The following is a 15,716-nucleotide window of genomic DNA, read 5'->3' on the forward strand; positions in this document are numbered from 1 at the left end:
ACAAGGTTTGAGGCGCTTTTTACGTGAGGATGTGACCCATGAAAATACTAGTTACAGGCGGAGCAGGCTATATTGGCAGCCATACTTGCGTGGAATTGCTGAATGCCGGATATGAAGTTATTGTAATGGATAATTTATCGAACAGTAAGCCGGAATCATTGAACCGGGTTCGCCAAATTACGGGGAAGCCTTTGTCCTTTTATAGGGCTGATATATTGGACAGAGCTGCATTACATGAAATTTTCACCGCCAATGAAATTGAAGCTGTAATCCATTTTGCAGGGCTGAAAGCCGTTGGCGAATCAGTGAGCTTCCCGCTTTCCTACTATCAAAATAAAGATTATCCAACAAAGGATGGAACAGGCGTAAGGGATTACATCCATGTCGCTGATCTGGCTTGCGGGCATGTAAAGGCACTTGAAAAAGTCATGGTTACAACAGGTGTTGAGACATATAATCTTGGAACGGGCAGGGGATATAGTGTGTTGGAAATGGTTGATGCGTTTGAACAGGCATCCGGAAGGAAAATTCCTTTCCGCATTTCAGGCAGGCGTGCCGGAGATGTCGGGATCAGTTATGCGAATCCGCTCAAAGCACAAAGAGAATTAGGTTGGATTGCTGAAAAAGGAATCAATGAAATGTGTAAAGATACCTGGAGATGGCAGTCAAATAATCCGCAAGGATATGATTCAAACCATATTCATTACATTACTAATGCTCAGACGGTGGTGAATTATGAAGAGAGCCTTTGACTTATTTATCTCAATTGGATGTTTGACTTTTTTTGCACCGTTGATATTAATTACAGCTGTATTAATCAGAATTAAGCTGGGAAGCCCGGTTATTTTCAAGCAGATGCGTCCTGGCCTGCATGGAAGACCTTTTATGCTGTATAAGTTTCGGACTATGACGGAGGAAAGAGATGAGAATGGAGATTTATTGCCGGAACATATCCGATTAACTTCATTTGGAGCGACAGTCAGAAAATTAAGCCTGGATGAATTTCCACAGCTGATCAATATCGTGAAAGGGGACATGAGTTTAATTGGCCCCAGGCCATTATTGATGAAATATCTTCCGCTGTATACCGAAGAACAGGCAAAGCGCCACTTGGTAAAACCTGGCATGACAGGTTGGGCCCAGGTAAATGGAAGGAATGCAATTACATGGGAAGAAAAATTCAAGCTGGATATTTGGTATGTTGAAAATCAAAATTTTTTATTGGATTTAAAAATACTTTTACTGACCATTAAAAAGGTTTTGGCATCAGAAGGAATTAATAATGGTGCTCATGTCACGATGCCTGACTTTGAAGGAGAACCCGGAAAACAAAAACATACATCTATTAATTTATAGAGGCAGTAAGAACTATCGGGAAGAGGTGAATTTCCGGTAGATTTTTTATTTTAGGCAGCAGTTATAAGAGGTGAGAAAAGTGATTGATCTAAAGGAGAAAATTTATCTTTCACCGCCGCATATGAGCGGAAATGAACTTAAATATATAAACGATGCCTTTGAATCGAATTGGATTGCGCCGCTGGGGCCCAATGTGGAGCAATTTGAGAGGGAAATTGCCTCTTTGGTCGGGGTAAAAGATGCTGTCGCGGTCAGTTCGGGGACAGCAGCAATTCACTTGGCTTTACGGCTGCTCAATGTTCATCCTGGGGATATTGTATTTTGTTCAACACTGACATTCGTTGCAACCGCAAATCCCATTTTATATCAAGGGGCCAAGCCGGTATTTATTGATTCTGAACCTGACACCTGGAATATGTCCCCACAGGCATTAGAACGGGCATTGAAGGAAGCCGAGTCTGCAGGGGTTCTTCCGAAAGCAGTGATTGTTGTCCATCTATATGGCCAAAGTGCCAAAATGGACGAAATAATGGATATATGCAACAAGTACGATGTTCCAATTATCGAAGATGCGGCGGAATCTCTCGGTTCCAGTTATAGAGGAAAAGCAAGCGGTACAATGGGAGACTTTGGGATCTATTCATTTAACGGGAATAAAATCATTACAACATCAGGAGGGGGAATGCTTGTTTCAAATAATCAGCAAGCAATGGAAAAAGCCCGCTTTCTGGCTGCCCAGGCAAGAGACACTGCTCCTTTTTATAAGCACAGTGAAATCGGATTTAATTATCGGATGAGCAATTTACTTGCTGGCATTGGCAGGGCCCAATTGGAAGTGTTGGATGACAGAGTCCGATTAAGGAGGCTTATTTTCAATCAATATAAAGAGTATTTATCAGGTTTGCCCGGGGTTGCATTCATGGAAGAATTGGAAAACACGCGCTCGAATCGGTGGTTGACAGCATTATTGATAGATGAAAAAGGGGGAGGGGTTTCAAAACAGGCATTATTGGATTTCTTATCTGATTTAAATATTGAGGCGAGGCATGTTTGGAAGCCGCTTCATACGCAGCCTCTGTTTAAAAATGCTCCTTATTATTCCCATGGAGAAAATGAGCATGTGGGAGAGGAATTATTCGAAAAGGGCATTTGCCTTCCGTCCGGCTCGGGTATGACTATGGGACAGCTGTTTAAGGTGATCAATAGTATTTTGTCATTCTGCAGCAAAAGGAAAAATTATTCGGGCGTAATAATATGAAACTGATGACGCAGGATGAGCTTTACCGGCTCTTGCTGGACACATATAAAAAAGTTAATCAATCAGAGGATTTAGTGTTGAGGGACTTAATCAATGAAATCATTAGACAGATTGAATCTGGATATATTTGATGGATTCTTTCATCGGGATCGATTCTAACAGCAAAAAGGGGAAATGGAAGTGAACTCCAAACAAAAGACGGCCTACATCTTACAAATACACAAAAATCCAGAACAAGTAAACAAATTCATTAAGCAGCTGATTTCAGGCGGTCAGGCTGATGTTTATGTCCATATAGACAAAAGAAATTACGAACAAATTCACAGTAAACTAATAAAAAATGAAAATGTAAAAGTTTTAGATAAAGCAATCGTCTGTGAGTGGGGGGATATCAGCCAGGTTGATACGACTATTCTATTGCTGAGAGAGGCTTTGGCCGCAAAAGAAAATTATGATTTTATTTGTTTAAGGAGCGGTCAGGACCTGTTGGTCAGAAATGGGTTTAAAGATGTATTAGTAAAAAATCAGAGGAATATTTATATCACTTTGCGGAAAGTGGACAAAAGAAATGCTGGTTTGATGGAAGTAAATTGGCCCAAAATTACACGCAGAAGATACACCTCTTTTCATCCTGTCAGAGTTTATAGAAGCGTTGTTCAAAGCTTTTACCGTAAAGGAATTAATGTATTTCCCAATAAAAACGATTGGCCTGAGGAGTATTCCCTATTTAACGGAGCGCAATGGTTTTCCATACCGCTGGAAGTTGCCTGGTATATTATAGACTTCATTGATACTAATCCTTGGTACTACAAATACTTTGAAAATACTCTTTGCCCGGATGAATGGTTTTTTCACACCCTCATTATGAATTCCAAATATAAGGAGGAGGTAGTCAATAATAATTTTATGTTTGTAAATTGGGGAAAAACGCTCCAAACGCGCAATTCCCCCCTGTATTTGGAAGTAAATGACATAAAAGCAATCGAGGCATCGGGACAGTATTTTGCCAGGAAATTTGATCAAGATATAGACCTGAAAGTAATAGATTATTTTACCGATAGAGTTAGTTTTGAAAAATCAATGTTGTGCAAAAAGGATGAAGTGCCCGGGTAGCTCGTTGCCTTGAAATAATCCATTCAGGAGGAAAAATGTTAACTTTTACTTATAAAGTAGGCCTTTTTAACGTTACTGAGCGGGTTGGAAAAGCAGGTTCTTCCCATTTTATGGAGCCCGAAACGCATGTTTCGTTGGATATGAGGCTTTTTACAACTGAAGATGACGTAGCTGAATTTGTAAAGCCAAAGAATTCAGTTTGTCTATTGATGCCCAATTACATCATTGATTTAAGGCAGACGGAAGAACAAATATTTAAAAATATTAGCCGAAGTACAAGAAGAAATATAAGGAAAGCAATGAACCAAGATCATTTCAATTTTATCGAGCTTGAGAACCCGACAAATGAGCAAATCATTAAATTTAGCGAGCTTTATGATGAATTTGCAAGGGAAATCAATATAAAAAAATGCAATGTCAGAAAGTTGAAAGCGATAAGGGATAAAGGAGCATTAGTAATTTCGTATATAACGAATCAAAATAATCAAGTTCTCTGTGCTCATGCCTACTTAATGAACACCAGACAGGCATATGGTATTTATTCGGTGTTGAGTCATAAAAAGGGTGATCCAATTGACGGTCAGACAATAGGCAGAGCAAATAAGTATCTTGATTGGAGAAATATCCAAAGTGCCAAAAGCAAGGGATGCAGCTGGTATAACTTTGGTGGAAAGATATTTGAAGAAGTTGATGAAAAAGGCAAAAATGTCAATCAGTATAAAAAATCATTCGGATCGATCAGCGGTTATGATCTAAGGGTGTACAAAGCCAATGGAACTGTCGGAAAGCTCTTCTTGCTGCTTTTACACTTTTATTATAAGTGGAGGCGCAGATATGAATACGCCTTTACTTTTGAAACATTGTCCATCTCCCATCAGAATAGACGAATTTCCTGACAAGCAATCTGCTTGGGTGCCCCGGTGTTGTAACGGTTAAAATAATTGGAGGTAATTTTGTGGAAAGTTTAAATGCATGTACAGTCACAGATGCCCCGGGCTTGGAACATGTACTTTTGAAACACGATCAAATTCAGCGGCTGGAGGTTGAATATGGCTCTTCTTTTTATATATTGGATGTCAACAAATTAAGGGAAAATTACAGAAAAATTAATACGGCTTTTAAAAGCAGGTATGAAAATTTTATTATCGGTTACTCCTATAAAACGAATTATCTTCCCTATTTATGCAAGGAATTATCAAACCTGGGGGCATACGCTGAAGTCGTGTCACGCCTGGAATATGATTTGGCCCTGAAAATAGGAGAAGACCCTACAAGAATCATATTTAACGGCCCTTTAAAAACGATGGATGATATCAATTTGGCATTAACAAATAATAGCATTCTCAATATTGATTCACTGTATGAAATAGAATTTGTCAAAAGATTTGCTTCAAAAAACCCGGAAGTTGAAGTGCCTGTAGGGTTAAGAGTGAACTTTGATATCTCCCACAATGGTGTCAGCGCTCTCCAGGAAGGCTATAAATACAGCAGATTTGGGATATGTGTCAACAATGGGAACCTGGAACACGCTTTAACGGAATTAAGGTCAATGAAGAATATACGGATTGTAGGATTGCACGGACACTTTTCAACGAAAAATAGAAGTTTGGAATCGTATAAAATCATTACCCAAAATCTTTGTACGCTGGCTAAAGAAAATATTTTGGACAGTCTGGAGTACATTGACATCGGCGGCGGAATATACGGAGAATTGCCGAAACCTTATGATATGTTCGTTCCGGCATTTGACGACTATGCGGAAACGATATGCGGAATCATGAATACAGAATTCGGAGATTTTCACAAAAAGCCGCTATTGATATTGGAACCGGGAGTAGCAATGGTTGCCAATGTTTTTTTATTTGTAGCAAAAGTCATTGAAAGTAAAAGAATCAGGAATGACTATTTTGTATTGGTTGACGGAAGTGTTCATAATGTAAAACCGACCATGCACAAAAACAATCTGCCGATGAAGATTGTGAGACAAAAACATGATCCAAGCGGAGAAAAGCAAGCTTTTCATATCGTTGGATATACATGTATGGAGAAGGATTACCTGGCCTCTGAAATAAAAGGCAGGCTGCCCATGAAAGACGACTATATTATTTTTGAAAATGTCGGCGCCTATACAATCGTTTTTAATCCGCCGTTCATTAAAGAACGCCCCGGCATTGTAGCCATGGATCATATGGAATTTACTGCAGCCCGGAAAAAAGAGACGATCCGGCAGTTTTTCAACGAAGAGATTTATGTTTTTTAAGAATTTTATAGAAGGAGATGTTTATGAACATATTAATTTGCAGTGTCGGACGCAGGGTTAAGCTGATCCAATATTTTAAAGAGGAACTTCATAAAGTTGGAGGAAAAGTCATCGCGGCAGACTGCGATGAGACAGCAGCAGCCCTTTACCACGCAGATATGTACGAGGTGGCGCCTCGTATAGACCATCCTGACTACATTCCATATATAAAAAAATTGTGTGAAAAATACAGCATCAAAGGCGTTTTGTCTTTGATTGATCCTGAATTATCGCTGCTGACCGGCGTCAAGGAAGAGTTTAAAAAGGATGGCATCATGGTCATTGTAAGTGATAAAAACGTGGTCGATATCTGTTTTGACAAATATTCAACATATGCATTCCTTCAGGCCAATAACATACCGTCAGTTCCTACCTATATTGATATGGACGCGGCACTGATGGACCTGAATAAAAACCAGCTGAAATTCCCTCTGATCATAAAGCCGAGAAACGGCAGTGCAAGTATGGGAATCAATAAAGTGAATAATTTAAAAGAGCTGGAACCGTTTAAGGCAGGATACCAAGATTATATTATCCAGCCTTATATGGATTGCGAGGAGTATGGTGCTGATTGTTATATAGATGTAATTTCGAAGGAGACTATAAATATTTTTCTAAAAAGAAAAGTAAAAATGAGGGCAGGTGAAACGGATAAATCCATCGCTGTAAAAGATCCAATGTTCAAACAGGTCGTCGAAAAATTAATTGGTGCATTAAATCCTTTGGGGCCAATTGATATTGACTGCTTTAAAACGGAAAACGGCTATGCGGTATCGGAAATTAACCCAAGATTTGGGGGAGGATACTTGCACGCACATGAAATGGGTCAGAATTTCGTAAAAAACATCATTAATAATATCCAGGGAGCTACGAATGCTGCCGGAGGTGACTATGCAGAAGGAACGACCATGGTAAAGTATGACCATGTCATGGTGATTTAAGCAAAGTCTCCCCAAAATTTATAGAACATTGAGGTATTAATCTATGATAGGAAAAAAAATTGCCGAAATACGAAGAAAAAGAGGAATGTCGCTGTCCGAACTGGCAGAAAGGGCAAATGTTTCAAAGTCATATATAAGCGGACTTGAAAGAAGTATTAACGAAAACCCGTCCATTCAGGTGATCAATAGAATAGCGGAGATATTGGAAGTGAATATAACTACGCTTATCGGAGCAGAGAGAGAAGCTGAGGAGTGTCCGGAAAAAGAGTGGCAGGAATTTGTCAGTGAGCTGAAAGAAACAGGAATTGACAAGGAGCAAATTGGGGAATATAGAACTTTAATTGAATTCATTAAATGGCAAAAAGAAAAGAATTGAAAGATAAGTGGTGAAGGAATGATGATCTGGGGGCATCTCAAAAAGACTTGTTTATTGATCTGTGGTTTCAATAAGATGTTATATAATGAATACAATAAGACCGGAAATAGACCGGTTGTTTGCTGGAGTCCCAATCGAAAACAGGCAAGGGGGAGGAAAGCAATAGCATTGTCAGAAGAAAACAATTCTTTAACATATGCTGAATACTTGAAATTAGATGACGATGTTCAGTATGAGGTGATTGATGGTCAAATTTATAATATGTCCCCATCCCCCCCAGTGTAAAACATCAATCAATTGCCACGGACCTTTTAACTGAGTTTAACATATATTTACGAAATAAATCCTATAGAGTTCTGGCTGAGATTGATGTTTGTTTTAGTGAGGAAAAAGATGCCGCTAAAGTGAATGATTGGTTGAAACCAAATATTGTGATTATATGTGATATAGATAAAATGCAAAAAATTATATTGCAGGCTCCCCAGACTTAATTGTTGAAATATTATCAAAATCTACTGCAAAAACGGACAAAATGATTAAATTTAACCGATATCAAAGAGCAGGTGTAAAGGAGTATTGGATTGTCGACCCATCCCACGAAATAATAGATGTTTATTTATTAGAAAATGGATTTTACAAACATGGTGGCGCGTATGCGAACGATGAAGCTGTTAAAGTCAATATTTTTGATGATTTGTCCATTGATCTTAAAAATATTTTCAGAGATGAATTATAGACCCATGTCCGAAACTTGAGTTAATAAAAGTTGAATAAGCAGCGACATACGCAAATTGAGCGAATTATGCGATCTGGTGGTTGAATAGCCCGGTACTTGTTAAACAAATAAAGACTTACCAACAGTCATCCTAAAAATGGATGGCTTTTTGAGTGTTTATTTTGATTCATATTGCCAAACTCCGTTTTTATTGTCTTTCCCAACCCTCCCCCCTCTCCTCCAAATAATCCAAGTGCCCGATCACTTCAGACATGACGAGCGAAAACTGTTTAACATATTTTTCCTTATAATAAGCCTGCGCTACTTCCATAGCATAGCGAAGAAATAGATAGCTCTTCGTACTTTCGCGGTTAATTTCATTCGAAATTGGCCAACCCTATAAAAGAAAGAAACCAAAAGGGTGAACTGCTTTGAATGATTACGCGGTCTATTTCATGCTGCATTCTATTGAAAAAGCAAGGGGCGGGTTGACGCGGGCAGCGATACAGCGGGCCGACATGTTAAGTCGGCTTTATCATGATATTGGTTTGATCACCTTTGATTTTAATCCGGATTACGATCATGTGATAAAACATTATCAAGGGACAGGGCTTTGGAGTGATAAAATCAAGCATTTTAATGTATATGAATTTCTGATGAATCAACAGGAAACCGAGAAAACGGATGAATCCATCCCCCCCTTCTATCACGATGACTTCCTCCATCAGCATATTCACTTTGACCTCGAAGGCCGGCCAAGAAAAGTGACGCAGTATGATCAAAAGAATGGGAAACCAATAAAAGAGCTATTGCTTACGAAAGAAGGGAAGTGCTTTTTTGAAAGGTGCTTCCAGACGGGCAAGTACAATCTGCTGGACCGAAGTGGCAATATGGCCAAATCGTTTAAAACAGTGAAAGCCTACCGCCGGCATTTTATTCAATCTCTTATTGAGAACAGGGAAGCAATTTTGTTGTCCGACAGCCGCTTTACAGACAAAATACTTATGGGAATCAAGAACGAACAGGCAGTTAAAATCGCTGTTTTACATAGCAATCACCTGCAGTCGCCGTATGAATACGGCAGTACGCTTGTAAAAAGAAATGAATTATTATTTGATCGAATGAACCAGCTTGACGCAGTCGTTACTTTAACGGAGAGCCAGGCGAAAGATATCGCCAGCCGCTTTGGCCGCAGGTCCACAATTCATACCGTTGGCCATCCGGCTTTTAAACCGGGCGAAAGTGCGGAAGAACATGACCCGTACACCGCTGTCATGCTTGTAAGGTATGAAGGAATCAAGCAAATCCCTCATGCAATCAAAGCATTTAAAAGAGTGGTTAAAAAAGTGCCGGAAGCCAAGCTGGAGATTTGGGGATTTGGAAGGGAAGAAGAGCGGTACAGAAGGCTTATCAAGCGGTTAAGGATTGAAAATCATGTTTTTATAAAAGGATTTACCCATGACGTTGAAAATACTTTCCGGAGGGCCGCCTTTTCATTGATTACATCCAAATCCGAAGCTTTCGGCATGTCCATTATTGAAAGCATGAGTGTTGGGACGCCTGTAATTTGCTATGCCTGCAAATATGGACCGACTGATATCATCACACACGAAAAAAATGGGCTCCTCATTGAACCAGGGGATATAAAAGCTTTGGCCGATGCGATGACTGATCTTTTCTCGGATAAAGAGAAGCGGCGGGCTTTAAGCAAGGAAGCAAAAAAGATTATTGAAGTGTTCGGGGATAAAAAGTTGGAGGAAAGGTGGAAGGCCATTTTTGAGGAGGCAAGAAAACAAAGCAGGCAAAGGGTTCATCTTGAAGGCATCTTAGCGGATATTACCAATATGGCATTAGATGGGAAAGCAGGCGTTAGAGTAGAAGGCAGGGTCTCATTTAAAAAAATGGAGCCGGCTTTCCGGCACAGGATTGTTCTTTTTTTACAGCTGCGCAGACGAAAGGAGATGGAGGATGTATATGCTCCGCTGTCAATCAGATGGGAAAGTCCAAACTCCTTAATATTTAAGGGCAGGTTCTCTGATGTTTCAAGGCTCTATAAAGGCTGCTGGGATGTGAAATTGAGCGTTTCCTGTTTGAATTTCCATCAATTTGTCCAACCGATGCCGGCATGTGCCAAGGTAGTAGGGCGAACTGCAGACCTGAAAATATGCGCAAGAGGACAGCGGATTTTTGTGAAGGTCTATCGGCCAAAGAAAAAAAGGCCCATCAATTTTTATTTTTTTCTTGAAAAATCTAAAGCAAAAATCAGGGACAGGGTTCGGATCTTCAGGAGTTAGCAAGAAAATTTATTTTTTGCCCAACGTATACATGACATGCGCCCCTCATATATTTATTAACGAAAAGAGGGGGGTTTTTATGGGGATTAAACTGATCAAAATAGCAGTCGTGTATTTCCTGATTGGCATCTCCCTTGGTCTGTATATGTCGGTTACGCATAAGTTTGTTTTGTCGACTGTTCATGTGCACATGAACTTGCTTGGCTGGGTGTCGCTTGCAATTGCCGGTATTTTATATTTGTTATTTCCCCATTTACCATTGACATCCGCCGCAAAGGCCCATTTTTGGCTTCATAATATCGGCCTGCCCATTATGATGATCAGTATTGCACTCGCCATTTTAGAGGTCAGTCCTGTGTTCTTCCCGATTGCAACGCTGGGCGGAGTCGTTACAGTCTTGGGTGTTTTCTGTTTTGGGTACAATGTTTTAAAGAATTTAAGGGCGAAAGCATAGCTCTTCAGTGTGAAAAAAATGACTTTGCAATACAACGAGTGCAGCGGGATATCCGCTGCACTCGTTTTTAAATGTTATTTCTTTTTTGTTTTTTTGAATCGGTTGGAGGCATTTGTTATTTCCCTTTTTACGGCGTCCCGTTTAAATAATTCCCTTGCTTTAACGAAAATATTGCTCAATTTCAGCGCCTCCTTTCATGTTGTTATTATTCCTTTTTCCGCTTTTCATTAAATAAAACTTAAATTTATGAAAAATCTTAACTTAATTATTTTATACCAGAACATTCCCCCCTTGACGACGGTATATGAAACATTTAAAATAAGTTTATAAAACCAATGAGTTTACTGTGCTTTAAAAGGAGTGGATAAAGGAATGTTTCAAATGATCGTCACGGGTCTTTTATGCGGAGCGCTGCTCGGTTTTGTCATGCAGAGAGGCCGCTTTTGTTTAACCGGCGGATTCCGTGATATGTATATTGCGAAAGATTACCGCATGTTCTATGCGTTGTTGATCGCCATTGCTGTCCAAAGCATCGGCGTCTATACATTGATCCAGTTCGGGGCTATTGAGTTTACGGCAGGAGGATTTTCCTGGATAGCCACCATTATCGGATCTTTCATTTTTGGAATCGGGATTGTGCTTGCAGGAGGCTGTGCGACAGGAACGTGGTACCGTGCGGGAGAGGGGCTGCTTGGCAGCTGGATCGCTTTGTTCGGTTATATGTTCATGAGCGCTGTGATGAAGTCAGGGGTCTTGGTTCCCGTCGATCAATCGATGAAGTCTGTTCAAACAAAGACGAACTCTATTGCAGAGTCGACTGGAATTTCCGTTTGGGTTTATATCGCTATATTTACTGCAATTGTCCTTTGGCTCATTATAAGGGAGTTGAAAAAAACTAAAATTGCCATTCCGACAATGAAGCCTAAAAGGACAGGATTGAGCCATTTGCTTTTTGAAAAACGCTGGCATCCATTTTTCACAGCCCTTCTCATCGGGGGAATTGCCATTTTGGCATGGCCGCTCAGCGAAGCGACCGGAAGAATGTCCGGCTTGGGAATCACAACGCCGTCCGCGAATATTCTTCAATTTCTTGTGAGTGGTGACAAGCAATATATTAACTGGGGCGTGTTCCTTGTTCTGGGGATCTTTTTGGGCTCTTTTACTGCGGCCAAAGGAAGCAAGGAATTCCGTTTCAGAATGCCTGACGTAAAAACAGGGATATCCAGCTTTATCGGCGGCAACTTGATGGGATTCGGCGCAAGCCTTGCGGGCGGATGCTCCATTGGAAACGGACTTGTCATGACAGCCATGATGACATGGCAGGGCTGGGTCTCTCTATTATTCATCATTTTAGGAACGTGGACAGCATCGTACTTTGTCTTTGTCCGCCCAAAAACCAAAAAGAATACAGTTGTCTCCGATACAACTGTAACAGCATAGGAGGACGTTAAAATGACTACAACATTGGATGTAATGGGGCAGGTTTGCCCATTTCCGTTAGTGGAAGCAAAAGACGCCATCGAGAAAATTTCCGCAGGCGACGAGTTGATCATCAATTTTGACTGCACGCAGGCGACAGAAAGCATTCCGCGCTGGGCTGCTGAATCCGGGTACGAAGTCACCAATTTCGAACAGCTTGGCGAAGCAGCGTGGACGATTACTATAAAAAAGAATTGAGCATCAATTTGTAGGCATGGTCAAAGCATTTGCTTCGATCATGTCTTTTTTTGTAGTTAAAGAGGGAGGGTGGATTTAAGGGAAGGGTCTGGATAAATGGTATACTATAGTAAAGAGTTCGGGGGGGGAATTTGATCATGCATTTATATCTAAAAGGAATTCACTCATTAGAACAGTACTGGCAAATTCGCGAAAACAATGACTCGTTATTGGAGTATATCGATGGATTTATATACATGTCTCCATCGCCTTCGACCAAACATCAAAGGGTTTCACGCAAGCTAGGGAGAGCATTTGAGGAATTTCTCGATGGAAAAACATGCGAGTTATTTTATGCTCCTTATGATATTGAATTAAATACTGAAAAAATGGAAGGCACAAGAGTTGTGATTCCGGATATCACGGTTATTTGCGATCCAGGTGGTTTTACAGATGCAAGATATGTAGGTGTTCCAGATTTGATTGTGGAAATTCTTAGTCCCTCTAACCAGTCACATGATCTAGTCACAAAGCTTAAACTCTACATGGATTATGGGGTAAAAGAATATTGGATTGCGAACCCTATGCTTGATACAATAACGGTCTATACTTTGAATGAAAAAGGAATGTATGAGCAGCATGATAACCAGAGAGATACTGGTCCCATCACCTCCAAGCTTTTCGATGGTTTCCAAGTGGACTTGATAGATATTTTTAAAATTGAAAAAGCGTAAGGGAGCTCCTTTCGCTTTTCTTGTTGTTTAGCGTATTATAAAGCGCTTAAGTTGTTGATAACTCATTATCTTTTTGTGCTACGTCCGGCTCCAGCGCCTATCGACTAGCAGACTTCACGCTTCTTCCTACGATAAGTCAACATCGCTCCGCTGCGCTGCGCGTGTTTCCTTTATCTCGTCAGAAGCGCTCCAGTCTGTACGTCGATAATCAGGCGCTTGCGCCTTTGTTTCAATTTGAAAAAAATTCGACAATCGCTTTATATGGTCCAAGCATTGATGATTGGGGGTTTAATTGGCGGCCGCATCCCAGCTTCCGCGTTCTTTCTTCACATTTCCACAATTTTATTTTACATGGGAACGTTTCCATTTCACCTTTTGGGTTTACTGTTAGGCAAACATGTGGTTTAATAATTAAGTATCAATTTTCATTAACGAGTTTCATATAAAGTAAAGTGAACCAGTTAACAACTCCAAGGCAGAATGTTCGATATCTCTGTTTTGGGTTATTTTTTGTAAATTGACAGCCCTAGAATATTTGAGGTGAGAATGATGAAGAAATTCTTGAGTACAAAAACGGGCTTTTTTACAGTGATGGTACTTTTCTTCTGGATTAAAACGTATATTATCTATCAAACTGAATTTAACCTTGGAGTCAAAAATGGAATCCAGCATTTCCTGCTGTTCTTTAACCCGCTGAATTCCGCACTGATTTTTCTTGGCTTGGCCTTGTTTGCAAAAGGAAAACGGATGGGCGTATGGTTGATTTCGATATATACTGCGCTAAGTTTCCTATTATATGCCAATGTAGTTTTCTACCGCTTTAACAGTGACTTTATAACGATTCCGACCTTGACCCAGACAAGCAATTTTGGAAGTCTCGGAGGAAGCATTGCTAATCTGGTAGCATGGCACGATATTTTTTATGCGTTGGATATTATCATCATGATCGTCTTTTTTGTAAAAGCAAAAGGAAATTGGTCACAAGATCGCATCAAACTTCGCAAGCCTTTGATGGTTTTGACATCAGGCGTTATATTGTTTGTTGTGAACCTTGGAATTGCCGAAATTGACCGTCCGCAGTTATTGCAGCGGACTTTTGACCGAAATTATATTGTCAAATATCTTGGAGCCTACAACTTTACCATTTATGATGCTGTCCAAAGCTTTAAATCTTCGAAACAGCGGGTAATGGCATCAAGTGATGATGTGACGGAAGTTGAAAATTACACGAAGAGCAAGTATGCCCAGCCAAATCCCGAATACTTCGGCAAAGCGAAAGGGAAAAATATCATTAAAATACATTTGGAGTCTTTCCAAACGTTCTTAATAGATTATAAGCTTCACGGGGAAGAGGTCACTCCTTTTCTGAATTCTTTGGTGCGCGATCCTGACTATACGTATTTTGATAACTTTTTCCATCAAACCGAGCAGGGTAAAACAGCTGATGCGGAATTGATTATGGACAATTCATTATATGGATTGCCGCAAGGATCCGCGTTTGTCATGAAAGGGAATAATACGTACCAGGCATTGCCTGCGATTTTGCATCAGCATGGATATACAAGCGCGGTGCTGCATGGCGATTATAAATCATTCTGGAACCGTGATGAAATTTATAAAGAGTTTGGCGTAGACGAATTCTTCGACGCCAGCTATTATAATATGTCCGAAGAAAATGTCATCGGCTACGGCTTGAAAGATAAACCGTTCTTTGAAGAGTCCATCCCGATGCTGAAATCTTTGAAACAGCCGTTTTATGCCCATCTCATTTCGGTGACCCATCACCATCCATATTTGATTGATGATGAGGATGCAACCATTGCACCTGCCGAAACGGGTGATGCATCAGTGGACAGATATTTCCAGACAGCCCGCTACCTGGATGAAGCTTTGGAACAGTTCATAAACGATTTGAAGGCAGAAGGTTTATATGATGATTCTGTCATCTTGATTTATGGCGATCACTACGGAATTTCTGATAACCACAACCGGGCAATGAAGGAACTGGTCGGAGAGGAAATCACTCCGTTAAAACATGCTGAATTGCAGCGTGTACCATTGATGATCAGAGTGCCTGGTGTAAAAGGCCAAGGCGTGAACCATGAGTACGCAGGACAAGTCGACGTCATGCCGACATTGCTGCACTTGCAAGGCATCAAAGCACAGGATTATATCCAAATGGGTACTGACCTTTTTTCAAAAGATCATAAAGCGTATGTACCGTTTAGAAACGGCGACTTCATGACTGAGAAGTTCAGCAAAATCGATGGTGTATATTACGACAACTCGACGAAAGAAAAGATCGAAGAACCAACGAAAGAAATGCTGGAAGTCAATGAGTCCGTCATCCGTGACCTTCAGTTATCCGATAAGGTGATGTACGGAGACTTATTGAGGTTCTATACACCTAACAAAGACTGGACCCCTGTAGACCCGAAACAATATACGTACGGAAAACAGGAACAGGAAAGGCTTCATGAGAAAGGGAAATAAATAAGTGCTGAAATCCAGGCGAAAGGA

16 protein-coding genes are annotated in these 15,716 nt (G+C 40.4%); all 16 read left to right on the forward strand.

Annotated elements, in window-relative coordinates:
• The first annotated feature begins 38 nt into the window (after positions 1-38).
• Complete coding sequence (locus FS666_RS08510; RefSeq protein ID WP_144462018.1) at positions 39-752, forward strand: NAD-dependent epimerase/dehydratase family protein; 714 nt, start codon at positions 39-41, stop codon at positions 750-752.
• A complete protein-coding gene (locus tag FS666_RS08515) occupies positions 736-1,356 on the forward strand; it encodes a sugar transferase (protein WP_144462019.1) in 621 nt (206 codons plus the stop codon). Before FS666_RS08510 ends, FS666_RS08515 begins: the two co-directional genes overlap by 17 nt.
• Before the next feature lie 79 nt (positions 1,357-1,435).
• Complete coding sequence (locus FS666_RS08520) at positions 1,436-2,614, forward strand: aminotransferase class I/II-fold pyridoxal phosphate-dependent enzyme (RefSeq protein WP_280524789.1); 1,179 nt, start codon at positions 1,436-1,438, stop codon at positions 2,612-2,614.
• On the forward strand, positions 2,611-2,745 hold the full coding sequence (locus FS666_RS20465; protein ID WP_260842163.1) for a YwzD family small protein: 135 nt from the start codon (positions 2,611-2,613) through the stop codon (positions 2,743-2,745). Before FS666_RS08520 ends, FS666_RS20465 begins: the two co-directional genes overlap by 4 nt.
• Positions 2,746-2,794: 49 nt before the next feature.
• On the forward strand, positions 2,795-3,727 hold the full coding sequence (locus FS666_RS08525) for a beta-1,6-N-acetylglucosaminyltransferase (RefSeq protein WP_186306465.1): 933 nt from the start codon (positions 2,795-2,797) through the stop codon (positions 3,725-3,727).
• Positions 3,728-3,762: 35 nt separating this feature from the next.
• Positions 3,763-4,623 (forward strand): GNAT family N-acetyltransferase, encoded by an 861-nt coding sequence (locus FS666_RS08530; RefSeq protein ID WP_144462023.1) that lies wholly within the window; start codon positions 3,763-3,765, stop codon positions 4,621-4,623.
• 59 nt (positions 4,624-4,682) lie between these two features.
• Complete coding sequence (locus FS666_RS08535; protein ID WP_144462025.1) at positions 4,683-5,987, forward strand: type III PLP-dependent enzyme domain-containing protein; 1,305 nt, start codon at positions 4,683-4,685, stop codon at positions 5,985-5,987.
• 23 nt (positions 5,988-6,010) lie between these two features.
• A complete protein-coding gene (locus FS666_RS08540) occupies positions 6,011-6,967 on the forward strand; it encodes an ATP-grasp domain-containing protein (protein WP_144462027.1) in 957 nt (318 codons plus the stop codon).
• Between the two features lie 43 nt (positions 6,968-7,010).
• Positions 7,011-7,343 carry a helix-turn-helix domain-containing protein gene (locus FS666_RS08545; RefSeq protein WP_144462029.1) on the forward strand — a complete coding sequence of 111 codons (333 nt, stop codon included), beginning with the start codon at positions 7,011-7,013 and terminating at the stop codon, positions 7,341-7,343.
• Positions 7,344-7,842: 499 nt separating this feature from the next.
• Positions 7,843-8,079 carry a Uma2 family endonuclease gene (locus tag FS666_RS20260; protein ID WP_235870303.1) on the forward strand — a complete coding sequence of 79 codons (237 nt, stop codon included), beginning with the start codon at positions 7,843-7,845 and terminating at the stop codon, positions 8,077-8,079.
• 410 nt (positions 8,080-8,489) lie between these two features.
• Positions 8,490-10,352 carry a glycosyltransferase gene (locus FS666_RS08560; RefSeq protein WP_144462031.1) on the forward strand — a complete coding sequence of 621 codons (1,863 nt, stop codon included), beginning with the start codon at positions 8,490-8,492 and terminating at the stop codon, positions 10,350-10,352.
• 79 nt (positions 10,353-10,431) lie between these two features.
• Positions 10,432-10,806 (forward strand): cytochrome-c oxidase, encoded by a 375-nt coding sequence (locus FS666_RS08565; protein ID WP_144462033.1) that lies wholly within the window; start codon positions 10,432-10,434, stop codon positions 10,804-10,806.
• Positions 10,807-11,187: 381 nt separating this feature from the next.
• Positions 11,188-12,246: a YeeE/YedE thiosulfate transporter family protein gene (locus FS666_RS08570; protein ID WP_144462072.1), complete on the forward strand. Its 1,059-nt coding sequence runs from the start codon at positions 11,188-11,190 to the stop codon at positions 12,244-12,246.
• 12 nt (positions 12,247-12,258) lie between these two features.
• Entirely contained in the window at positions 12,259-12,483 is a 225-nt protein-coding gene (locus FS666_RS08575) for a sulfurtransferase TusA family protein (protein ID WP_144462035.1), read from the forward strand.
• A 137-nt stretch (positions 12,484-12,620) separates the two neighbouring features.
• Positions 12,621-13,196: a Uma2 family endonuclease gene (locus tag FS666_RS08580; protein ID WP_144462037.1), complete on the forward strand. Its 576-nt coding sequence runs from the start codon at positions 12,621-12,623 to the stop codon at positions 13,194-13,196.
• Positions 13,197-13,745: 549 nt separating this feature from the next.
• Positions 13,746-15,689 carry a lipoteichoic acid synthase gene (ltaS, locus tag FS666_RS08585; RefSeq protein WP_144462074.1) on the forward strand — a complete coding sequence of 648 codons (1,944 nt, stop codon included), beginning with the start codon at positions 13,746-13,748 and terminating at the stop codon, positions 15,687-15,689.
• Positions 15,690-15,716 lie beyond the last annotated feature (27 nt).

The sequence above is a fragment of the Siminovitchia fortis genome (assembly GCF_007681465.1).
Lineage (GTDB): Bacteria > Bacillota > Bacilli > Bacillales > Bacillaceae_C > Siminovitchia > Siminovitchia fortis.

What these genes read in the sequence shown, in the direction of transcription:
- FS666_RS20465 (WP_260842163.1), top strand. Translation starts at nt 2,611, where the DNA reads ATGAAACTGATGACGCAGGATGAGCTTTACCGGCTCTTGCTGGACACA.
- FS666_RS08575 (WP_144462035.1), top strand. Translation starts at nt 12,259, where the DNA reads ATGACTACAACATTGGATGTAATGGGGCAGGTTTGCCCATTTCCGTTA.
- ltaS (WP_144462074.1), top strand. Translation starts at nt 13,746, where the DNA reads ATGAAGAAATTCTTGAGTACAAAAACGGGCTTTTTTACAGTGATGGTA.
- FS666_RS08545 (WP_144462029.1), top strand. Translation starts at nt 7,011, where the DNA reads ATGATAGGAAAAAAAATTGCCGAAATACGAAGAAAAAGAGGAATGTCG.
- FS666_RS08580 (WP_144462037.1), top strand. Translation starts at nt 12,621, where the DNA reads ATGCATTTATATCTAAAAGGAATTCACTCATTAGAACAGTACTGGCAA.
- FS666_RS08515 (WP_144462019.1), top strand. Translation starts at nt 736, where the DNA reads ATGAAGAGAGCCTTTGACTTATTTATCTCAATTGGATGTTTGACTTTT.
- FS666_RS08530 (WP_144462023.1), top strand. Translation starts at nt 3,763, where the DNA reads ATGTTAACTTTTACTTATAAAGTAGGCCTTTTTAACGTTACTGAGCGG.
- FS666_RS08540 (WP_144462027.1), top strand. Translation starts at nt 6,011, where the DNA reads ATGAACATATTAATTTGCAGTGTCGGACGCAGGGTTAAGCTGATCCAA.
- FS666_RS08510 (WP_144462018.1), top strand. Translation starts at nt 39, where the DNA reads ATGAAAATACTAGTTACAGGCGGAGCAGGCTATATTGGCAGCCATACT.
- FS666_RS08565 (WP_144462033.1), top strand. Translation starts at nt 10,432, where the DNA reads ATGGGGATTAAACTGATCAAAATAGCAGTCGTGTATTTCCTGATTGGC.
- FS666_RS08570 (WP_144462072.1), top strand. Translation starts at nt 11,188, where the DNA reads ATGATCGTCACGGGTCTTTTATGCGGAGCGCTGCTCGGTTTTGTCATG.